The 22,192-nt window shown below is 71.0% G+C and carries 16 protein-coding genes and 1 pseudogene; 10 read left to right on the top strand and 7 right to left on the bottom strand.

Annotation, left to right across the window (positions count from 1 at the left end; genetic code table 11):
- The first annotated feature begins 53 nt into the window (after positions 1-53).
- From G555_RS0109250 to G555_RS18980, 6 genes and pseudogenes are all read left to right on the top strand, one after another.
- Positions 54-2,198, top strand: coding sequence for a serine/threonine-protein kinase (locus G555_RS0109250; RefSeq protein ID WP_425413843.1), 2,145 nt, complete (start codon positions 54-56; stop codon positions 2,196-2,198).
- Positions 2,195-3,463, top strand: a complete 1,269-nt coding sequence (locus tag G555_RS0109255; RefSeq protein ID WP_245581232.1) for a PP2C family protein-serine/threonine phosphatase — start codon at positions 2,195-2,197, stop codon at positions 3,461-3,463. The genes G555_RS0109250 and G555_RS0109255 overlap by 4 nt, the downstream gene beginning before the upstream one ends.
- A 2-nt stretch (positions 3,464-3,465) precedes the next feature.
- On the top strand, positions 3,466-4,746 hold the full coding sequence (locus G555_RS0109260; RefSeq protein ID WP_028708665.1) for a vWA domain-containing protein: 1,281 nt from the start codon (positions 3,466-3,468) through the stop codon (positions 4,744-4,746).
- Positions 4,739-5,644 carry a double zinc ribbon and FHA domain-containing protein gene (locus tag G555_RS21810; RefSeq protein WP_245581233.1) on the top strand — a complete coding sequence of 302 codons (906 nt, stop codon included), beginning with the start codon at positions 4,739-4,741 and terminating at the stop codon, positions 5,642-5,644. The genes G555_RS0109260 and G555_RS21810 overlap by 8 nt, the downstream gene beginning before the upstream one ends.
- A 93-nt stretch (positions 5,645-5,737) precedes the next feature.
- The gene (locus tag G555_RS0109270; protein ID WP_028708667.1) at positions 5,738-5,962 is read left to right on the top strand and encodes a DUF3107 domain-containing protein; all 225 of its coding nucleotides are present in this window, start codon (positions 5,738-5,740) and stop codon (positions 5,960-5,962) included.
- A 166-nt stretch (positions 5,963-6,128) separates the two neighbouring features.
- A pseudogene (locus tag G555_RS18980) lies at positions 6,129-7,576 on the top strand (DEAD/DEAH box helicase); the annotation flags it as partial.
- Between the two features lie 47 nt (positions 7,577-7,623).
- Here the strand turns inward: G555_RS18980 and trpS are convergent.
- The 3 genes from trpS to G555_RS0109290 form a co-directional block, all read right to left on the bottom strand.
- A complete protein-coding gene (gene trpS / locus G555_RS0109280) occupies positions 7,624-8,745 on the bottom strand; it encodes a tryptophan--tRNA ligase (protein WP_028708668.1) in 1,122 nt (373 codons plus the stop codon).
- Positions 8,746-8,864: 119 nt separating this feature from the next.
- Positions 8,865-9,707 carry a PHP domain-containing protein gene (locus G555_RS0109285; RefSeq protein ID WP_028708669.1) on the bottom strand — a complete coding sequence of 281 codons (843 nt, stop codon included), beginning with the start codon at positions 9,705-9,707 and terminating at the stop codon, positions 8,865-8,867.
- Positions 9,704-14,464: an NAD-glutamate dehydrogenase gene (locus tag G555_RS0109290; RefSeq protein ID WP_051208624.1), complete on the bottom strand. Its 4,761-nt coding sequence runs from the start codon at positions 14,462-14,464 to the stop codon at positions 9,704-9,706. Before G555_RS0109290 ends, G555_RS0109285 begins: the two co-directional genes overlap by 4 nt.
- 182 nt (positions 14,465-14,646) lie before the next feature.
- Here G555_RS0109290 and G555_RS18985 point away from each other — a divergent pair, with 182 nt between their 5' ends.
- The gene (locus G555_RS18985) at positions 14,647-15,123 is read left to right on the top strand and encodes a DUF2505 domain-containing protein (protein WP_169337888.1); all 477 of its coding nucleotides are present in this window, start codon (positions 14,647-14,649) and stop codon (positions 15,121-15,123) included.
- 187 nt (positions 15,124-15,310) lie between these two features.
- The gene (locus tag G555_RS0109300; protein ID WP_028708671.1) at positions 15,311-16,825 is read left to right on the top strand and encodes an Hsp70 family protein; all 1,515 of its coding nucleotides are present in this window, start codon (positions 15,311-15,313) and stop codon (positions 16,823-16,825) included.
- A 27-nt stretch (positions 16,826-16,852) separates the two neighbouring features.
- On the opposite strand, the gene pruA is transcribed toward G555_RS0109300, so the two are convergent.
- From pruA to G555_RS0109320, 4 genes are read right to left on the bottom strand one after another with little or no spacing between them, the layout of a single operon-like run.
- A complete protein-coding gene (pruA, locus tag G555_RS0109305) occupies positions 16,853-18,484 on the bottom strand; it encodes an L-glutamate gamma-semialdehyde dehydrogenase (protein WP_028708672.1) in 1,632 nt (543 codons plus the stop codon).
- A 15-nt stretch (positions 18,485-18,499) separates the two neighbouring features.
- Positions 18,500-19,303, bottom strand: a complete 804-nt coding sequence (gene ku / locus G555_RS18990) for a non-homologous end joining protein Ku (RefSeq protein ID WP_036921721.1) — start codon at positions 19,301-19,303, stop codon at positions 18,500-18,502.
- Between the two features lie 4 nt (positions 19,304-19,307).
- A complete protein-coding gene (locus G555_RS0109315; protein WP_028708673.1) occupies positions 19,308-19,796 on the bottom strand; it encodes a DUF6912 family protein in 489 nt (162 codons plus the stop codon).
- A 12-nt stretch (positions 19,797-19,808) separates the two neighbouring features.
- The gene (locus G555_RS0109320) at positions 19,809-21,071 is read right to left on the bottom strand and encodes a wax ester/triacylglycerol synthase domain-containing protein (RefSeq protein ID WP_156887487.1); all 1,263 of its coding nucleotides are present in this window, start codon (positions 21,069-21,071) and stop codon (positions 19,809-19,811) included.
- 77 nt (positions 21,072-21,148) lie between these two features.
- Between G555_RS0109320 and G555_RS23210 the strand changes: the two genes are divergently transcribed.
- Complete coding sequence (locus G555_RS23210; RefSeq protein WP_281168182.1) at positions 21,149-21,274, top strand: hypothetical protein; 126 nt, start codon at positions 21,149-21,151, stop codon at positions 21,272-21,274.
- Between the two features lie 7 nt (positions 21,275-21,281).
- Positions 21,282-21,947: a hypothetical protein gene (locus G555_RS0109325; protein ID WP_156887488.1), complete on the top strand. Its 666-nt coding sequence runs from the start codon at positions 21,282-21,284 to the stop codon at positions 21,945-21,947.
- Positions 21,948-22,192: the final 245 nt, after the last annotated feature.

Here is a 22,192-nt window from a genome sequence, read left to right on the forward strand (position 1 = left end):
CGCGCCCCGCACCACCCGCCGGCCGGTGCCAGCAGCCGGGATGTGCCGGACGCATCGTCGACGGCTACTGCGACGTGTGCGGTTCGCCGGCCGTCGCACCGCCCGCGCCGGCGGGCGGCACCAGCGTCACCCGGGCATCCGTCAGGCTCAGCTCGGCCCTCATCGGATCGCAGCGCGTGGCGGGCACGGCCCCCGTGACCCGGCGCACGACGTCGAGCAGAATCCGATCGCAGCGGCTCGGCGCGGGGCTCACCACCGTGCCTCCCGCGCCACCGGTCGAACCCAGTGCGTCTGTCATGACCGACCCGGCGATCCCGGAGAATCGGCGCAACTGTCCTCACTGCGGTCAGCCGGTGGGCCGGTCGATCGGAGATCAGCCGGGACGCCTGGAGGGGTTCTGCCCCAACTGCCGCAAGCCGTACTCGTTCACGCCCAAGCTCGCCCCCGGCGACCTGATCGCCAACCAGTACGAGATCATCGGCCCGCTCGCCCATGGCGGGATGGGCTGGGTCTATCTCGGGTTCGACCGGAATGTGTCCGACCGCAGGGTAGTGCTGAAGGGAATCCTCAACGCCGGCGACGCGGATGCGCTGGCCGCGGCCATCGCCGAGCAGCGCTTCCTCGCCCAGGTCGACAACCCGCTGCTGGTGGAGATCTACAACTTCGTCGAACACGAGGGTGCCGGCTACATCGTCATGGAGTACGTCGGCGGCCGATCGCTGAAACAGTTCCTCGCCGAACGCCGCGAGGCGAACGGCGGGGTCTACGACCCCCTGCCGGTCGACCAGGCGCTGGCGTTCGTCCTCGAGCTTCTTCCCGCATTCAGCTACCTGCACGAGTCGGGCCTGCTGTACTGCGACCTGAAGCCCGAGAACGTGATCCAGGTCGGCGACTCGCTGAAGCTCATCGACCTCGGCGGTGTCCGCCGCATCGACGACGACCACTCGCCGATCTTCGGGACGGTGGGCTACCAGGCACCCGAGGTCGCGACCGTCGGCCCGTCGGTCGCGTCCGACATCTACACGATCGGGCGCACCCTGCTCGTTCTGGTCGCCGAGGTCAAGGAGTACCAGGGGGCCTACGCCGATCGTCTTCCCCCGCTCGAGGACGTCCCCGCGTTCCAGCGCTACGACTCCTTGTTCCGGCTCGCCCAGAAGTGCTGCGCACCGGCGGCCGCCGACCGCTTCACGTCGGCCGACGAGCTCCAGGTGCAGGTGCTCGGGGTCCTGCGCGAGGTCGTCGGCGCCGAACGTCCCGGCGTCGCGACGAGTTCGGGCTCGTCGCTGCTGTTCGAGCCGCCGCTGGTGTTCGGCGACAGCGTCGACTGGCGCCAGTTGCCGCGGCTGCGCAGGGACACGACCGATCCGAACTACGCGTGGCTGTCCTCCTTCGGTCCCGACGCCGACCCGATCGACGTCCTGTCGACGCTCGAACGCCCGCCCACCATGTCGGCGGAGGTCCTGCTGCTGCGCGGTGACGCGGCGCTGCGGCTCGGCCGGCACGACATCGTCCGCGACGGGGTCAATGCGCTGCTCACGGCCGATCCCTGGGAGTGGCGAGCGATCTGGCTCGCCGGGCTGGACGCCGTCGTCACCGGGGACCTGCAGAGCGCGCAGAGCTCCTTCAATGCGGTCTACGGGCAGCTTCCGGGGGAGCTCGCACCCAAGCTGGCCCTCGCCGTCGCCTGCGAGAAGGGCGGCGAGGTGGCGCTGGCGGAGGCCCTGTACGAGACGTGCGCCAGCACCGACGCCAACTACGTCACCGCGGCGGCGTTCGGTCTCGCCCGCATCCGCGCCGGACGGCGCGACCTGCCCGGCGTTCTGGCGGCCCTCGACCTCGTGCAGCCCACCAGCCGCGGCTACGGCGAGTCCCGACGGCTGAAGGCACAGCATCTGCTGGAGCTGGGGTCGGGCCTGGCCGACCTGTCGAGCGCCCGGCGCCTGGTGCAGACGAGCCGGCTCGACCCGCCGTCGGCCGCCGAGTTCGAGGTGCGCATCCTGGAGCGGGCGCTCGCGGAGGTGCTGGCGGCAGGCGTGAGACCGGGCACGAGTCTGGGGGACATCCCGGCCACGCCCGAGCTGTTGCGTCGCGAACTCGAGCAGGCGTATCGGCACCTTGCTCAGTTCACGTCCGACCCCGCGCAGAGTACGCTCCTGGTCGATCTGGCCAATCAGACGCGGAAGTGGAGCCTCCTGTGACCGAACCCGGACTGCCCCAGCCGCCGGCCGACGACCAGGACCTCGTCACCGAGGTCCCTCACGAGTTCCAGGCCGACCCCGCCGGCGAGGCGGAAGGAGCGCCCCCCGAGCCGATGATCTCGTCCGTTCCGGGCGTCGACGAGCCCGACGCGGAGGAGGCCGACGCCACGCCGCCGGTGATCGACGTCCCGCGATTCTGCCCGGGGTGCGGCGCACAGGTCGCAGGTCACGAGCAGTTCTGCGAGGCCTGCGGGCTTCCTCTGGTGCCGGTGGAGGACGCCCCCCGCATCGTCTCCGGCGAGGCGGCGACCGCGGCGACGCGTCCGCTCGCCGCCCCCGGGACCGGCTCGGCCGCGCGACCCTGCGAGGAGTGCGGCGGGACGGTCGGGGCCGACGGGTACTGCGAGACGTGCGGGACGAAGGCGCGCTCGCCTCGCAGTCATTTCGAGGAGGCCGTCGCCTCGTGGCTCGCCGGGGTGTGCGACAGGGGGCTGCGCCACGAACGGAACGAGGACGCGCTCGCGCTGGCGGTGGATCCGCTCGGCCGCGGCGTCATCGTCGTCTGCGACGGCGTCTCGACGTCAGCGGACAGCGACGTGGCCTCTCTCGCCGGCGCCAGGGCCGCCCGTGACCTTCTCGTCGCCGAGCCCACCGACGGGCAGGGAACCGCGGAGTCCCGGGAGAAGGCCCTCGCCGCCGGCCTGATCGACGCCACCATCGCCGCCAATGCGGCGGTGGTCGCCGCCACGCCGCCCGAATCCGACAACGCGGCGTCCTGCACGATCGTCACTGTCGTCGCCGCGCCCGGGGAACTGCACTTCGCCCATCTCGGGGACTCGCGGTTGTACTGGTTCGGGGACGACGGCACGATGGCGCTGCTCACCGCCGACGATTCGGTCGCACAGGCGCGGATCGCCATGGGTGTGCCGCGAGAGGAGGCCGAGACGGGCTTCCAGGCGCACGCCATCACCCGATGGCTGGGCCGCGACTCCGAGGACATCATTCCGCACACCGGCTCGTATGCCGCCGACGGGCCCGGCTGGGCGCTCGTGTGCTCGGACGGACTGTGGAACTACGCCTCCGATCCGGCCGCCCTGTGGGCGCAGCTCGTCGCCGCGCTGGGATCGGAGGGGCAGACCGCCGACCCGCTGGCGGCGGCGCGGTCCTTGGTAGCCTGGGCTCATCAGCAGGGGGGTCGCGACAACATCACCGTGGCTCTCGCCCGCCTCGCCACCCAGGCGGAATCGGACCCCAGCGAGGAGTGACAGTGGCGCAGTTCACGTCGACGGTCTACCAGAACGAGTACCTGCCCGACGGCGGGACCGACGTCAACGCGATCGTCACCATCTCCTGCAGCGGTGCCGGGTCGGCCGGCCGCACCGGTCGTGGCGCCGCCGGTGAGATCATCATCGTCGACACGTCCGGGTCGATGGGCGACGTCAACATGGAGGCCGCGAAGCGCGCGGCGATGTCGGCGCTGGACGTCATTCTCGACGGCACCTGGTTCGCCGTCGTCGCGGGCAACCACCGCGCGTACCTCGCCTACCCGCTCGTACAGTCCGGCACCGGCATGGTGCAGATGGACGACCGCACGCGCGCCGAGGCGAAACGGGCCATCTCCTTGTTCCGCGCCGACGGCGGCACGGCCATCGGGAGCTGGCTCACTCTCGCCAAGGCGCTGTTCGACTCCGTCGGCGCGTTGCAGCAGAAGCACGCCATCCTGCTCACCGACGGCGAGAACCACAACGAGACGCCTCAGCAGCTCGACGTCGCGATCCGCGGGTGCATCGGGGCTTTCCAGGTGGACGCCCGCGGCGTCGGCGTCGACTGGAAGGTGTCGGAGATCCGCAAGGTCGCGCAGGCGCTTCTCGGCACGGTCGACATCATCCCTGACGCCGCCATGCTGCAGCCCGTGTTCGCCGACATCATGCGCACCTCGATGGGACGCGGCGTCGCCGACGCCCAGTTGCGCGTGTGGGTGCCGCGCGGGGCGCAGATCCTGTTCGTGCGGCAGGTCTCCCCGAGTGTCACCGACCTCACCCATCGCGGCGCCCCGGTCAACGCCCTGACGCAGGCGTACCCGACGGGTGCCTGGGGCGACGAGACCAGGGAGTACCACGTCGCGGTCCGGCTGCCGGCGAAGGCCCTCGGACAGGAGCAACTCGCCGCCCGCGTCCAGCTCGCGATCAGCGAGGACGTCCAGACCCAGGGCCTGGTCAAGGCCAAGTGGAGTGCCGACGACTCGCTCATCGCCCGGATCAGCCCCGAGGTCGCCCACTACACCGGCCAGACCGAGCTGGCGGCCGCCATCCAGGACGGCCTGGCCGCCAAGGCCGCCGGTGACACCGCCACGGCGACGACACGGCTGGGACGGGCGGTTCAGCTCGCCGCCGAGACGGGCGACGCCGAGGCGACGTCGCGGCTGAGCAAGGTCGTCGACATCACCGACGCCGTGACCGGCACGGTCCGGCTGCGCCGCTCGGTCGACAAGGCCGATGAGATGGCGCTCGACACGGCGTCCACCAAGACCACGCGGGTGCGTGACTGACGTGGTCACCTGCCCGGCCGGGCATCCGTCCCGGTCCACCGACTACTGCGACGAGTGCGGACTGCCGATCCCACCCGCCCCGCCCGTCGCACCGGTCCGGCCGGCGGCGACCGCTCCCGCGAATGGCCAGCGCTGCCCGTCGTGCGGGACGTTCGGCCCGGCCGATGCCCTGTTCTGCGAGGCGTGCGGATATGACTTCACAACGGGCACGATGCCGCGCGGCACGGCTTCGGAGCTGCTCGGGCTGACCCGGCCGTCCGCCGACCGGCCGACGCCGCCGACCCCGGACACCCCGGCCGCCACGACACCCGACACCCCGACGGGAGGGTCGGAGCCGGTGCCGGCCCCCGCTCCGACGGCGGCACCGGACGCCGCAACCCCCGTCCAGTCCCGTCCCGTGGCCGCACCATCGTCTGCGGCGCCGAGGCCGCCGGAGCCCGAGGAGGCCGAGATCCCCACGGCCGGCAGCCCCCTCGCACGCCCCGGGCCGTCCTGGGTGGCCGAGGTGTGGGTCGACCCCGATTGGTACCGGCTGCAGTCGAGCCCCGATCCACTGCCGTCGCCGGGCCGGCCGGAGGTCTTCCCGCTCCCCGCCGGAGGCGGGCTCATCGGCCGGGCATCGCGGAGTCAGCACCTCGTCCCCGAGGTCGACTGCGGCACCGACACGGGATGCAGCCGCCGGCAGGCACTGCTGATCGGCGACGGCCGACGGTGGTGGGTCGAGGATCTGGACAGCGCCAACGGCACCTTCGTCGGGCTCACCGGCGACCCGCTGCCGACGTCGCCCATGCCGTCCGGCCGGGTCGAGCTCACCCCCGACAGCAGGATCTACGTCGGCGCCTGGACGCGCATCGTGGTTCGCCCCGCCACCGCCGGCGAGGAATCGGCGGCCGGCTGAGCCGCGCGCCACATCGATTGTGCCGGTGGCGAACACCTGTCCGGTTCGGGCACCCCGCATGGCAGGTTTGGAGCACTACCGGGAAGGACACCCATGGAGATCAAGATCGGCATCAAGCACGCTCCGCGCGAGGTGAGCATCGAGACCGACGAGACGGCAGAGCAGATCGAGTCCCTCGTCCGCGAGGCGTTCACCGGTGACGGCCTGCTGGCTCTGCTCGACACGAAGGGGCGCAAGGTACTCATCCCCATCGCCGGGATCGCGTATCTCGACCTCGGCTCCGAGCACGTCCGACCGGTCGGCTTCGGCGCCGTCTGACCCGCCGGCCCTCCCGTCGTTCCCGCCGCGGGGGGTCGGTTTCGGCTGCCACGCGTCTACCGAGTAGACTCGGGCTCTGTGAGCGCGTACGAATGCGCGCTCGCGGGGTGTCACGCGGCATCCCCGACCCCGCGCAACGGCCATAGCTGTTCCGACGTAAGGCAACATCCTGACCACTTCCGACACAACGCATGAGACAGAGCAGCAGACGTTCGCGGATCTGGGTGTCCGCGACGAGATCGTCGAATCGCTCTCAGCAGTCGGCATCACCCATCCGTTCCCGATCCAGTCCCTCGCGATCCCGATCGCGATCAACGGCACCGATCTCATCGGACAGGCCCGGACCGGAACCGGCAAGACCCTGGCCTTCGGCATCACTCTCCTGGAGCGGGTCGTCGTCCCCAGCGATCCCGGCTATTCCGAGCTCCGCCACCCCGGTAAACCCCAGGCACTGGTCATGTGCCCGACGCGCGAGCTCGCGCTGCAGGTGGCGAAGGACATCGCCACGGCGGCCACCGTCCGCGAGGCCCGTGTCCTCACCGTCTACGGCGGCGTCGGCTACGACGTTCAGCTCGACACCCTCGCCTCCGGGGTCGACGTGGTGGTCGGAACTCCCGGCCGGCTGCTCGACCTGGCCCAGCGCAAGGCGCTCGATCTCTCGCACGTGCGCGCCCTCGTCCTCGACGAGGCCGACGAGATGCTGGATCTCGGCTTCCTGCCCGACGTGGAGAAGCTCATCGCCCGCACGCCGAAGTCGCGGCAGACGATGCTGTTCTCCGCGACCATGCCCGCGGCCATCATCGCGCTCGCGCGCGCCAACCTGAACAACGCCATCAACGTCCGGGCAGAGACCCACGACGCGCAGGCCACCGTCCCCGACACGACCCAGTTCGTGTACCAGGCGCACGATCTGGACAAGCCCGAGATCGTGAGCAAGCTCCTGCAGAGCGCCGACATCGGCCGGACCATGGTGTTCACGCGGACGAAGCGGGCCGCCCAGCGCATCGCCGACGACCTCGCCGACCGCGGGTTCAAGGCGGCAGCGATCCATGGCGACCTCAATCAGGTCGCCCGCGAGCGGGCGCTGAAGAAGCTGCGAAACGGCACCGTCCAGGTTCTCGTCGCCACCGACGTCGCCGCACGCGGTATCGACGTCGCCGACGTCACGCACGTCGTCAACTACGAATGCCCCGACGACGAGAAGACCTACATCCACCGCATCGGGCGAACGGGGCGCGCCGGGGCCAAGGGAGTGGCTGTCACACTCGTCGACTGGCAGGACGTGACGCGCTGGAAGCTGATCAACAAGGCGCTCAGCCTGCCGTTCGAGGAGCTCCCCGAGACGTACTCGACGTCGCCGCATCTGTTCGCCGATCTGCAGATCCCGCAGGGCACGCGTGGCCGGCTGCCCCGCCAGGCCTCGGCCGAGGCAGAGGCCGCACCGGCGTCCGAACGCAGCGAGAAGCCCCGGACCCGGCGTCCGCGCAATCGCCGCCGGACCCGCGGCGGTGCTCGGCCCGCCGAGCAGGCCCCCGCGCCGACCTCCGAGTCGGCCTGATCCGAGGGCCGTCGCCGGCCGCATCATCGCGACCGCGCACGAACAGACCGCGCCACCGGGACATCCGCCCGGGGCGCGGTTCAGCGTCTGTGGGACGCGGGCGTCAGTAGACCATCCCCATCGCGGTGCGGACGTCGGACAGGGTCGCCTCGGCGATCTCGTTCGCGCGGCGGATGCCGTCACGGAGCACGCCCACGAGGTACCCGGGGTCGGCGGTGAGGTCGGCCCTGCGGGCGCGGATCGGCGCGAACCGCTCGTTGACCGCCTCGGTCACCAGCTTCTTCAGTCCCCCACCGCCACCATCGCCGATCCCGGCAGCGATCTCGTACGGATCCCGCCCGGTGCACAGCGCGGCGAGTGTGATGAGGTTCGACACCTCGGGCCGGTTCACCGGGTCGTACGTGATGTGCCGGTCGGAGTCGGTGACCGCCTTCTTGATGAGCTTCGCGGTCGTCGTGGCGTCCATGCCGATCTCGATCGTGTTGCCCCGGGACTTGCTCATCTTCTCCCCGTCCATGCCGAGGATGTGGGCTCCGCTCGACAGCAGCGCCTCGGCCTCGGGGAACACGGGCCGGCCCGGCTCGGCGCGTCCGTAGCGCTCATCGAACCGCCGCGCGATCACCCGGGTCTGTTCGAGGTGCGGGAGCTGGTCCTTGCCGACCGGCACCAGATTGGCCTTGCAGAACAGGATGTCGGCGGCCTGGTGCACAGGGTAGGTGAGGAGCAGTCCCGACATCGGCCGATCGCCGCTCGCCGCCAGCTCGCTCTTCACCGTCGGGTTGCGCCGCAGTTCCGACTCCGTCACCAGCGACAGGAACGGGAGCATCAACTGGTTGAGCGCGGGGACCGCCGAGTGCGCGAAGATGATCGTCTTGCCCGGATCGAGCCCGATCGACAGGTAGTCGGCCACCAGGGACAGTGCCCGCTCGCGAATCGGTCCCGTCCCGTCACGGTCGGTGATGACCTGGTAGTCGGCGATGAGGATCAGCGTCTCGACGCCGGCGTCCTGCAGCCGCACCCGGTTCTCCAGCGAACCGAAGTAATGGCCGATGTGCAGGTTCCCCGTGGGGCGATCGCCCGACAGCACCCGGAAGCCGGATGGATCACGCGCGATCTGTGCCTCGATCTCGGCGCTGCGCTCCTCGCTGCGGCGCAGCGAGGCGCTGCTCAGCGACGTCTCGAGATCATTGCCGGCGTCGGCCTCCTCGGCTGCCGGTGTGCTCATCTTCGACTCCCTGATGGTCTGGGTCCGGGCATGAAAAAGGCCGTCCGCACACGGGGGACGGCCGGACAGGTCACTGCCGTCAGTGTTGCCACCACCAGCTCGCTGCCATGCACGTCACCCTAGCACGGACCCTCCTGGCCGATCCGCGCCCGCAGGGCGGCGAGCACCTCGGGCGCGGTCGTCTCGCACCCGAGGTCGTTGTTGGTCTTGCCGAGCCCGTGGTAGTCGCTGGACCCGGTCGGCAGAAGGCCAAGAGCGTCGGCCAGCCGCCGCAGTTCGGCGCGGGTGGCCGCGTCGTGGTCGGGGTGGTCGACCTCGATGCCGACCAGCCCCTGGGCCGCGAGGTCGGTGAGCACCGCTGCCGACAGGACGAGACGGCTCTGCCGCGCCCAGGGGTGCGCGAGAACCGGCGCTCCCCCGGCGGCGAGCACCATCCCCACGGCCGCGGGCAGATCGATCGCGTACCGGTCGACGTACGCCGGCCGTCCTTCGCCCAGCCAGTCCCGGAAGGCCTCGTCGCGCGTGCCGACGTAGCCTCGTGCGACCATGGCGTCGGCGATGTGCGGGCGCCCCGGCGAGGGGCTGTCTCCCACCCACCTGCGCACCTCGGCCTCCGTCAGCGGCATATCCAGCGCGGCGAGCCTGTCGAGCATCGCGGGTAATCGGTCCCCCCGAGAGGCGCGGGCACGCGCCAGCTCGCCGTCCAGGACCGGATGCGGCCGCGCGCCGTAGCCCAGCAGGTGGACGCTCACGCCCTCGTAGCGGCAGGAGATCTCGATGCCGGGAACGAACCCGAGACCCACCGCGGCCGCCGACCGCTCGGCCTCCGCGAGACCCGCGTACGTGTCGTGGTCGGTCAGCGCGACGACGTCGAGGCCCGCGGCGGCGGCCTTCGTCACGAGCTCGGCAGGCGTATCGGTCCCGTCGGACAGGCTGGAGTGGGTGTGCAGATCGGCTCTCATGGTCGCCCACCCTGCACGAGGGTGCGTGCCTGACGCAACCCGACCGCTACCTGCGCGAGCGACGTGTTCCCCGCGGACACCTCGGCCACGAACCGCGCCTTCGCCGCGGCCTGGGGCGTCAGCGTCGCCCACCGGTCGATCCGCTCGGTGGCGGACCCGCCGTCGGCGCCCTCCAGCACGGCCGCGGTCAGGCGGTCCAACAGCCCGAGCAGATCGTCGCGCTGGGCGGCACGGGCCATCGTGTCCCAGCGGCCCGTGCGCGGCAGCGCGTCCACCGCCTGGTACAGCACGTCCAGCGACAGCCGCTCCATCGTGCCGAAGTAGACGCCGGCGACCACCTCGACGGGCACGTCTTCGCGCGGGATCTGCGCGACGGCCGTCGCGAACTGCGAGAACTCGGCGGTGCCCATCGCCGTGGCCAGGTGCGCGGGGTAGCCGGCCTCCTGGAACTCCGCCTCGACACGCTCCGCCTCCGCGGCGAAGCGGGCCGGGAGCAGCGTACGCAGCGCTCGACGGACGGCCACGACGTCGTCGTGCAGGTCGGTCACGGTGGTCGTGACGTCCAGCGGCAGGCGTCGCGTGTGCAGCAGGACGCGGGCCGTGCGCTCCACGGCCCGCCGGTACAGCACGCGGCCCCGGGTCCGGGCCGCGTAGTCCACACCGCAGGATCCGATCTCGCGTTCCACGACGGCGGCGTCGACGAGCGATCGGGCGGCCAACTGGGCACGGACGATGTCGCCGACCTCCGCTCCCGTCTCGGCCTGCAGGCGGTGGAAGGCGGTGATCCCCTGGGAGTCGACGAATCGGTTCACCGTCACCATCGCGATGATCTCCCGGCCCAGCGGGTGTCTCTCCATCTCGGCGTGGAACCGTTCGCGCAACGGCGGCGGGAAGTAGGTGTGGAGCCGTTCGCGCAGGAACGGGTCGGCCGGAAGGTCACTGGCGAGGATCTCGGCCTTGAGCATGAGCTTCGCGTGGGCGAGGAGCACCGCCAGTTCGGGCCGCGTGAGGCCGCGCCCGCCCTCGACCCGCGCGGCGAACTCGGTCGTGGACGGCAGGGACTCCCGTTCCCGGTCCATGAACCCGCGTCGTTCCAGGTCGGCCATCAGGGTCTCGTGAGCGGCGGCCAACTCGGTGCCGCGGTGCTCGGCGTCGGTCAGGATGAGGTTCTGCGCCTCGTTGTGGTGCAGGGCGTGCGCGGCGACATCCTCGGTCATCGCTGCCAGGAGCTCGTTGCGTCCGGCCTGTGTGAGCACCCCCCGTTCGACCGGGCCCGCCAGCAGGATCTTGATGTTGACCTCGTGGTCGGACGTGTCGACGCCGGCGGAGTTGTCGATGAAGTCGGTGTTGATGCGCCCGCCCCGCAGGGCGTACTCGACCCTGCCGCGTTGTGTCCAGCCGAGGTTTCCGCCCTCCACGGCGCTCCGTGCGCGCACCTCCTTCCCCGTCACCCGGACCATGTCGTTCGCCCGGTCGCCCACGTCCGCGCTCGACTCGTCCGAGCCCCGGACGTAGGTGCCGATGCCGCCGTTGAACAGCAGGTCCACGGGCGCCCGCAGGATGGCCGAGACCACCTCGGCCGGTGTCATCGTCCCGACGTCGGGTGCGACGCCCAGGACCGCCTTGGCGCGCGGCGACAGCGTGATCGCCTTCGCCGAGCGCGGGTAGACACCGCCGCCGGGAGACAGGACGGCCGGGTCGTAGTCCGCCCACGTGGAACGCGGCAGGTCGAACAATCGCTGCCGCTCGGCGAACGACGTGTCGGGGTCGGGATCGGGATCGATGAAGACATGCAGATGGTTGAAGGCGGCGACGAGCCGGATGTGCCGGCTGCGCAGCATCCCGTTGCCGAAGACGTCCCCGGACATGTCACCGACGCCGACCACCGTGAAATCGGTCGTGCGCTCGTCGATCCCCAGGCCCGCGAAGTGCTGCACGGCCGACTCCCACGCGCCACGGGCGGTGATGCCCATCGCCTTGTGGTCATACCCGGCGGACCCTCCGGAGGCGAACGCATCGCCGAGCCAGAACCCGCGCGAGGTCGAGATCTCGTTGGCGATGTCGGAGAACGTCGCCGTGCCCTTGTCGGCGGCGACCACGAGGTAGGGGTCGTCCTCGTCGTACCGGATGCATCGCGAGGGCGGCTCGATCCGCCCGCCGACCGTGTTGTCGGTCACCGACAGGAGGCTGGAGATGAACACCCGGTAGGCCGCCACGCCCTCGGCCAGGACGGCCGCCCGGCCGGCGCTCGCCGACGGCAGGCGGAGCGGCACGAACCCGCCCTTGGCCCCGTCCGGGACGATCACGGTGTTCTTCACCGCCTGCGCCTTCACCAGGCCCAGCACCTCGGTCCGGAAATCCTCGACGCGATCGGACCAGCGCAGGCCTCCGCGGGCGACCGGGCCGAATCGCAGATGGGTGCCGGTCACGCGGGGCGAATGCACGAAGATCTCGTACAGCGGTCGCGGCTCGGGCAGGAAGGAGATCTCGCGCGGGCGCAGCTTGAGCGCCAGCGCCTCGGCGTCGGGCTGGTAGGCGTTGGTCCGCACGACGGCCGCGAGCACCTCGGCGCAGCGCCGCAGGATGCGATCGTGGTCGAGACTCGCGACATCCTCCAGCCCCGTCAGGAACCGCTCGCGGATCCGCTCGGCGGCGACGGCCCGGTCGGCCGTCGCAAGCCCGCGGTCGGGATCGAAGCGGGTCTCGAACCACTCGACCAGAAGCGCGGCCAGATCCGTGTGGGACGTGAGCGCCGAGGCGATGTACGGCTGCGAGAAAGGCACCCCGGCCTGCTGCAGATAGCGCGACAGGGCACGCAGCCACGACACCTGGCGCCAGGTGAGCCCGGCCGTGACCACGAGGCGGCTGAGCGCGTCGGAGTCCGTCTCGCCCCGGTAGCTCGCCTCGAACGCCGTGGTGAACCGCGTCCGGTCGGCCTCGGACCATGCGGCCGCAGGATTCCTCACGACGGACAGGTCGAGCCCGAAGTCGTAGATCTTGTACGGCTCTCCGCGCAGCAGGACGTCGTAGGGTCGTTCGTCGACGACGGCGGCCCCCAGATTCGTGAGATGAGGCATCGCGGCCGCCAGGGACATCGACGTGCCGGTGAACACCTTGAACCGGATGTCCCCGACGTCCTCGGACGGGACGACGGCGAACCCCATCGCCGTCGACGACGACAAGGCGTTCAGCCGGCACAGGTCCGCGACGGCCTGCTCGGCGTCGTGGGCGGCCTGGTATCCCTCCGAGAACTCGACGCCGCGTTCCTCGCTGGGGAGGTCTGCCGCCGCGGTCAGGAAATCGTCGTCCCAGTTGCGGCAGGCCGCCGCGATCCGCCGTTCGAGGGTGGCGACGTCCATCGCGGCGACCTTCCCGGAGTCGGCGATGCGCACGACGAAGAACAGCCGGGCGATCACCGACTCGGACAGTTGCGCCTGGTGATCGAGCGAGACCCCGCCGAGCGCGTCCAGCAGGATCTGCTGGATCGCCTGGCGCACCCGGGTGACGTAGCGGTCCCGCGGCAGGTACACCGTGACCGACACGAACTGCCCGTAGATCGACGGGCGCACGAACACGCGCACCAGCCGCTTCTCCAGCATCGCGGCGACCTGGTCGAGGATCGGGAACAGCTCATCGGCGCCGGCCTGGAACAGTTCGTCGCGCGGGTAGGTCGCGATCGCCCGCTGCAACCGTGCCCGGCCGTGCGAATCGGGGCCGTACTGCCCCATGCTCAACAACCGCTCGGCCTTCGTGCGCAGTCCCGGCACGCGGAAGACCGACTCTATGTAGGCCGGTGCGGCGAACAGCCCGATGAAGCGAGCCTCGCCGACCATGCGGCCGGCCGCATCGAAGCGGCGCACACCGATGTACTCCAGGTAGGCGCGCCGATGCACCGGTGAGAAGTGAGGGTCCTTGGTGATGACGACACGGGGCGGACGGGAACCGGGGTACGCGTGGAACGTGCCCGGCTCGTCCGGCGCGCGGCGGATACCCAGTCCTGACCCGTCCACGGGGTGGAACTCGCCGTCGAACGCGTACTCGCGGAACCCCAGGAACACGAAGTTCCCGTCGGCGAGCCACGCCAACAGGTCGGCGGCCGAGACGTCGTCGGAGTCCGCCGCGTCCTCCCGCAGCATGGCGATCTCGGCGCGCAGCCGGCCGACCATCGCGGAGAAGTCGGCGACGGCGGCCGCTCCCTTCTCCAGGTTCTGCCGCAGCGTGGCGTGCAGCGCCGGCGTGACGTCACCGGCGGCGCTCCCGGCGGCGGGAAAGATCTCCAGGCAGATCCACGCCTCGGCGATCGCGCCCCCGCCCGGGCCCCCGGCGAATCCCGTCAGCCGTCCCGAGCCGTCCCGTAACACCAGGCACTGGGGGTGAAAGACCTCACGGATGGTCCACCCGAGGCCGGTCGCGGCCATGATGAAGGTGTCGACCAGGAAGGGACGGTCGCCCAGCACGGCCTGCACCAGGGTCGATCCGCGCAGCGACCAGCCCGCTGCGGTCTCCGTCGGGGTCGTGATCGCCAGCCGCGTCTCGCCCGCGCTCCGGCGCGCGCCCAGTCTGAGGTGGTCGCCGATCATCGCGACGAGAGCATCCGCACCGACCTCGTACAAGGCGTCCGCACCGACGTGACGGACGTAGGACTCGACCAGCCGGCGCAACCGGCCGGCGGGAAGCGTGCCGGCGAAGTCCGCCTCGACACGTTCGAGGACCGAGACGATCAGTCCTTCGCGGCCGGGATCGGGAACGGCAGTCACCACACCACCTCGCAATCGCTTCGCACTGTACCCAATCGCGGCTCCCCCACCCGTGCCCGCCTCGCCGTCCCGCGGTACGGTCCCCCGGCGTCTCGCCCGCCGGGCTGTGCGGTTGCCCGGCGCGCGCCCACGCGCGTGCCTCCGGTGCGGGACCCCGCCCGGCCTACGGCATGATGGCCGACATGGACGTCGTCTCCAACGTGGATTTCCCAGCCCAGCCCGCCCGCGCGTTCGCGATGATCACCGACCCGGTCTTCCACGACCAGGTCGCCGAGCGCACGCACGCCCGCCACCACGAGTTCACCCTCGCCGACGGGCTCTCGCGCGTGGTGCGCGTCCTGGAGGCTCCGTCCTCGATCGCGAAGCTCGTCGGCCCGACCCTCACGATCGTGGAACTGGTCGAATGGGGCGACCCGGCCGCCGACGGGTCTCGCGAGGGCACCTTCACGGTCTCCGTCGACGGCAAGCCGGTCACGTGGCGGGGTGCCACCACGCTCGCGCCGCAGGGCGACGGCAGCGTCCTCACCTATGCGGGCGAGCTGACCGTCGCCATCCCCTTCCTGGGCAAGGCGCTGGAGAAGCAGGCCGCCGAGGCCCTCGAGGCGATGGTGGAGGTGCAGCGGGACGTCGCCGTGACCTATCTCGCCGGCGCGCAGTAGCCGGTCGTTCTCGGCCACCCGCTGAGGCCGCCTCCCCGCACACGCCGAACGCTCCCAAACCCCCGAAAACGAGCCGAATTCCGGCAGTTCCGGAGCGCTCGGCGGGGGACGGAGCGGTCCAGGCCCGTACGCGGCCTGTCCTTCGGGCACGGCCCGGGCAGCGATCGTCCGCGATTAGGCTGAACACATGCGACTGGGCATCGACTTCGGCACGACGCGCACCATTGTGGCCTGGGCGGATCGAGGCAACTACCCGGTGGTCACGTTCACCGACCACGACGGCGACTCCCGCGACCATCTGCCCTCGGTCGCCGCCTGGCGCGGCGCAGACCTGGTGTACGGGTACCCGGCGATGCACCTGGCAGCCACCACCGGCACCCCGCTCGTCCGCTCGTTCAAGCGGCTTCTCGCCAGCCCGTCGGTCACCCCCCACGACACCGTCGAGATCGACGGCCGGCCGTACGGACTGCTGGACCTCGTCACCGGGTACGCGTCCTACCTGCGCGACGCGCTGCGCACGACATCCAACATCCGCGACGGACTCACCGCATCCGACCCGATCGAGGCCGTCGTCGCGGTCCCCGCACATGCCCACGGAGCCCAGCGTTTCCTCACCCTCGAGGCCTTCCGGCGCGCCGGCTTCGCCGTGGTCTCGATGGTCAACGAGCCCTCGGCGGCGGGCTTCGAGTACACCCAGCGACAGGGCCGAACCCTGAACTCGAAACGGACCCGCGTCCTCGTCTACGACCTCGGCGGCGGAACCTTCGACGCCTCGCTCGTGCGCGTGGACGGCACCGATCACGACGTCCTCGGCAGCCTCGGGGTCAACCGCCTCGGCGGGGACGACTTCGACGAGGTGCTCGCCGAATGCGCGCTGGCGAGCGCAGGGATGGCGCGGACCGGCCTGACGGCGGCCCAGTGGACCGCTCTCCTCGACCAGTGCCGCGACGCCAAGGAAGGACTGTCCCCGCAGACGCGGCGCATCGCGATCGACATCGACGGAGCCGCCGCCGACGTCCAGGTGGAGGATTTCAACGATGCGGCCACCGGTCTCGTGCTGCAGACCGTGGATGCGATGGCACCCCTCGTCGGCGGTCTCAGCGACGAGGACGGCGCGGCCGACGTCGCCGGCATCTACCTCGTCGGCGGGGCGAGCGGTCTGCCCCTGGTGCCCCGCGTCCTGCGCACGCGGTTCGGGCGCCGGGTGCACCGCTCGCCGCACCCGGCGGCGTCCACCGCGATCGGTCTCGCGATCGCCGGCGACGAGACGGCCGGGTACTCCCTGACCGACCGTCTGTCCCGCGGCTTCGGCGTCTTCCGCGAGCGTGACTCCGGCCACGAGGTGAGCTTCGACCCGATCCTGAGCGCCGACGAGCGCGTATCGCCGCAGGGACGCTCCGGCGGCCTCACCCGGACGTACCGCGCCGCCCACAACGTCGGCTGGTTCCGGTTCGTCGAGTACACACGCGTGGACGACCGCGGCCAGCCTGTCGGCGACCTGGCTCCGTTCGGGGAACTGCTCTTCCCGTTCGACGCCGCACTCCAGGCGGACAAGGACCTCGCCGATGTCCCCGTCGTTCGCACCGATGGCGGCCCGCTCGTGCAGGAGACGTACTCGATCGACCCCCACGGCATCGTGCACGCGACCATCGCCGACCTCGACACCGGCTACAGCCGAACGCTGGCCCTGCGGGCGGGCTGAGCACCGCCGGGGAGACCCGCGGGTGGTTCAGCCCATGTGCGGGTAGCCGATCGACCGCGGCGGCACGAACGTCTCCTTGATCGCGCGGGGGCTCGCCCAGCGGATGAGGTTCCACACCGAGCCGGCCTTGTCGTTGGTGCCCGACGCGCGGCCGCCACCGAACGGCTGCTGACCGACGACAGCGCCCGTCGGCTTGTCGTTGACGTAGAAGTTGCCCGCGGCCTGACGCAGTGCGCGCGCCGCCGTGGCGATCGCCTCCCGGTCCGTGGCCATGATCGACCCCGTGAGCGCGTACCGCGATGTCTCGTCGATGTGGGCGAGGATCGCCTCGTAGTCGTCGTCGGGGTAGACGAAGATCCCCAGCAGCGGGCCGAAGTACTCGGTGCGGAACACGTCGTTGCCGGGATCATCCGACAGGACGAGTGTGGGCCGGACGTACCAGCCGACGGAGTCGTCGCACCGCCCGCCCGCGATGACCTGCGTGCCGGGCGCGGCCTCGGCGGCGGCGATCGCGGCGGAGAGCTTGGCGAACGCCCGGTCGTCGATGACCGCCGACGTGAAGTTGGCGAAGTCGCGCACGTCGCCCACGGCGATCGCCTCGGTCCGGTCCACCAGCTCGACGCGGATCTTCTCCCACAGGCTGCGTGGCAGGTACGCCCGGGAGGCCGCGGAGCACTTCTGCCCGGAATACTCGAACGCGCCCCGCAGCAGTGCGGTGATGGTGCTCTCGGGGTCGGCGCTCGCATGGGCGACGACGAAGTCCTTCCCGCCCGTCTCCCCCACGATCCGCGGATAGCTGCGGTAGCGGGTGATATTGCCGCCCACTTCGGCCCACAGACCCTGGAACACTCGCGTCGAGCCGGTGAAGTGGATGCCCGCCAGCGCCGGATGTCGCAGCGCCACCTCGGAGATCTCGGCCCCGTGCCCCGGCAGCATGTTGATGACGCCGGCAGGCAGCCCGGACTCCTCCAGCACCTCCATGAACACGCTCGCGGCGGCCTGCTGCGTGACGGCGGGCTTCCAGACGACCGTGTTGCCCATGAGGGCGGGAGACGTCGGGAGGTTCCCGGCGATGGCGGTGAAGTTGAACGGGGTGATCGCGTAGACGAACCCGTCGAGCGGCCGGTAGTCGAGCTGGTTCCAGACACCGGGGGAACTCTCGGGCTGGATCGCATGGAGATCGGCCGCGAAGGACGCGTTGAACCGCAGGAAGTCGATGAGTTCGCACGCGGAGTCGATCTCGGCCTGTTGCACGGTCTTGCCCTGCCCGAGCATCGTCGCCGCGTTGAGACGCGCCCGATACGGTCCGGCGATGAGGTCGGCGGCACGGAGGAACACAGCGGCCCGATCCGCGAACGGGGTGAGCGCCCACCCGCGGGCGGCGGCCGAGGCGGCCTCGATCGCGCTCGTGGTGTCGGCCTGCGATGTCTGCCGGATGCGGCCCAGCACGTGGGCGTGCTCCGACGGCATCGTGACGTCGATCACCGTCTCGCCGCTCCCGGGGCGTCGCCTCCCTCCGATCGCCGCCGTGTACGTCGCCGGTTCAGCGGTCGCCAACGCCGTGAGGGCGCCTTCCAACTCGGCCCTCTCGGGTGAGCCCGGGGCGTAGCCGAGCACCGGTTCGTTGTGAGGCGTGGGAATTCGGGTCGAGGCGTCCATGCTCCGAGACTAGCCTCAGCCCGCTGCCTGTGCGGCCTCCTCTCGGCGCTTCTTCGCCGCCTCGACGGACGCCCGAAGCGCCGCCACGAGGTCGACGACCTCGGCCTGACCGGGCGCCTCGGTCGGCTCCGGCGCAGGGGCGCCCGCGAGCTTCGCGTCCACCACCTTCTCCAGCGCCTCGCGGTAGCCGTCGGTGAACGCGCCCGGGTCGAACGTGCCCGTGAGCTGGTCGATGAACATCTTCGCCATCGAGATCTCGGCCTCGGAGGCCGTCACGTCGGCGGGCGGCTCGGCGAACGAACCGTCGCGCAGTTCGTCGGGCCACAGCATGGTGTGCAGCATGAGGAGGCCGCCCTTCACACGCACCAGCCCCAGGGATTCGCGGGAGCGCAGCGCCACCTTCACGACGGCCACCTGTCCCGCGTCGACGAGAGCGTCGCGCAGCAGCACATAGGGCTTCGCGCCGGGACCGTCGGCCTCCAGATAGTACGACTTGTCGAAGTAGGCCGGCTCGATCTCGGCCTCGGCCACGAACTGGACGACCTCGACCGCCTTGGCGGTCGCCAGCGGCAGCGACTCGAAGTCGGATTTCTCAAGGATCGCCATGCGACCGTCGGGCGTCTCGTACCCCTTGGCGATCTCAGCGAACGGAATCTCCTCGCCGCACACCTCGCACACCCGCTTGTACCGGATGCGTCCGCCGTCGGCGGCGTGGATCTGCCGGAAGCTGAGGTCTTTCTGCTCGGTCGCGCTGTACAGCTTGACCGGGATCGAGATCAGCCCGAAGGCGATCGCGCCCTTCCAGATCGAACGTGGCATGCGCCTAGTGTGACGCAGCCCGGCCCAACTCGGCCACGCCATGCCAGAGCAGCGTGTGGGCCGCGAGCAGCGACACGACGGCCGGATCCTCCCACGCGTCGGCGAGGCCGCGTCCGGCCACCGCCGTCGCCGCGGCCGTCACCGCGCCGCGCGCAGCGTCCTCGTCGAGGTAGAACGCCGTCACGTCGCCCCACTCGAACCCGGTCAGCGTCCCGAGCCCGAACTCGGCGTCGGTGCCCTCCGCCGCGGTCCACGACGCCGGCGTGTCCACGACGAGGACGACCCGTTCGGGCCCGCGCAGCAGGCAGGACACCGATGCCAGGTAGAGGGCGCCGAACTCCGCGGTCTCGAGGTCGTCGGCCGAGGACGCATCGATGCCGAAGGCGTCCAGGTAGCCCGGCGAGACCCGATGGGCCGGCACCGGTCCGACTCGCCCCTCCCGGCTCCAGTCGCGGGCCTCGGCGAGGGTCGTGGGCACGAAGCTCAACGTCACGTTTGGTTCCTCTCAGATCGCAGAAAGGGCGGTCAGGGTCTCGGCGGCGCCTGCGACGAACGCATCGGGCAGGCTCGGGACGACGACGTCGAGCCCGGCGGTCCGCTCGTGGCTCGTGATCGTGGCCGTCACGGCGCCGGGGGCAGGGGCACCGATGAGCTGATGGCACCCGCTGACGGGAACCGGGCCGAAGAACCGCGGCGTCTCGGGCCCGGGCACGTTGGCGACGAGGATGTCCCACGGACGACCGGCCGCGACCGTCCCTGCCGCGACGGCCGCGATCGTCGGGGCGGCGAAGCCGGCCAGGGACGACAGATCGCGCGCGGACACGAGCCGCCGCGAGTCGATCCGGGCGCGGGTGAGGCTGGCGATGAGCTGGAGCCGATCGACCGGGTCGGTGAGCGTCAGCGGAAGAGCCATCCACTGCGGCGCGATGCGTGAGCCGATGGCGCTTCCGAGGACGTCGGCCTCGCGGGTCGCGAGCGGGATCTGTGCGATCTTGTCGGCGAGCGGCTGTCCCGTCGCGGTCAGCCAGGCGGCGTAGCCACCCGCGACCAGCGCGAGGAGGACGTCGTGCGTCGTGGTCCGGTTGCGTTTGCGGATCTGGCGCAGCAGGTCGAGAGGGACGTCGAGCGAGCCGATGAGCTGACGTCCGGGGCTGTGCGGCGCGACGGTGTGCGCGATCCCGTCGGCCACGAGTTCGACCCCTGCCTGTGCGCGCGACAGCAGCCTGCGAGGATCACGGATGCCGCGCAGGAGCGTCGTCATCGCGTCGGCGGCGAGATCGCTGGCGGGCTCCGGCTGCGGCACCCACTCGGGAACGTCGCGGTCGACCGGGGTGGAGACCTCGTCCAGCGACTCCTGCAGCAGGTGGATGTGGTCGTACCCGTCGACGAGGGCGGGTGCGGCCCGGACGATCAGGGCGCTCCGGCGCGACCCCGCGGACACGAGAACGGCCTCCCAGGGGGAGCCGGCCTCGGGCAATGGGGATTCGAGCAGTCCGGACACGATGCCGCTGAGCCCGGACAGATCACGCGCAGGGATCTCCCGCACGTGGCGTCCGAGATCGAAGGACGGGTCGTCGATCCAGTTCGCGGCGAGCATCGCCTGGCGGACGATTCGGCGCCAGCGGGGCGCGTAGGCGATCCGCTGCCCGAACTGCGCGACGACGTCGTCCTGCGTGATCGCGCCCCGGAGGGTGCAGACGGTCACCACCTGCCACGTCGTCCCCCGCGCCCAGAGTGCGGCCTCCAGCCCGGTGAGCGGTTCACCCATGTCCACCTCCACGGTCCCCTCCACGATAGAGGGTCGCGGCTGCGCGGCGGCGCCCCGCCCCACAGCTCGCGTCAAGCGTGCGCCTGGTCGCAATCTATGGCGGATGGGTCTCCGGGCAGCAGTACAACGACGACCGGGCTTTCGCCTACGATCTCGTCAGTTCCGGATTCGGATTCTTCACCTGCGTTCGCCCCAAGAAGTGAGTTCATCATGGATACCGCGATAGCCGTCGGCGCCGGAGCCGTCCTTGTCGCACTGGCCGTGGCGGCCCTCCGGGCACGAAACCGCCCGTCCCGGGTTGGGATGATCGCGGCCATGCCGGTGCTCGTGGTCGCCTTCGGCGTCTGGTGGGTCTTCATCCGTGCCGACGTGCTGGCCGCAGTGTGGGTGTACGGCGCCAACGCGCCGGACGGAGGGGAGTTCGCCATCCAGGTGCCCAACACCCGACTCCTCATGACCGGAGCCACGAACACGTTCAAGCCACAGGTGAGCGAGAGCGACCTGTACGACGCGATGCGCCGACAGCACCCCGGCACAACCGTGGACGGCGGAGTCGCCCACGTCATCGAGGACAACCGCGGCTACGTGCTCTACGCCGACCCCGACCGGCCCGGCGTGTTCACCTTGGAAGCCGAGTACATCACCGTCACCCGCGACGACGCCGGCTACCAGATACCCTTCCCGTCACGGATGGTCACCGAACTCGACCGCGAGGGCTGGACGGTGCTTTCGAACTGCGACAGAGCCTGCCTGTCCGCGTATTACACGCCGTTCACCAATGTCGTCCGAACAGGGGATGGATTCGCTGTCCACCTCCCCACAGGGAGCTTCCGGCTGGCACCGGACGGCGACGCCTGGGCGATCACCAAGCTGTGAGGCGGATGAACGGTGGGTGTTCTGACGTGGTCCCGGCGCGAGCGGCAGACGATCTGTCTACGTCGTACGCCGGGTGGGGGCCTTCGAACCTCGGTGGAGGTCGGCCTTTGCGACGAAGCGGCCGCTGACTGCGCTGCGCCGCATGGCGCCCACAACCCGGTACGTACCGTCGCCGAGGCTCTGGTACGTCACACCCTTCTTGCTGGCTGCGTTCATGGTGTTCCCCTGGCCAGCACGAGCCCGGA

The organism is Propionicicella superfundia DSM 22317 (assembly GCF_000423465.1).
Lineage (GTDB): Bacteria > Actinomycetota > Actinomycetes > Propionibacteriales > Propionibacteriaceae > Propionicicella > Propionicicella superfundia.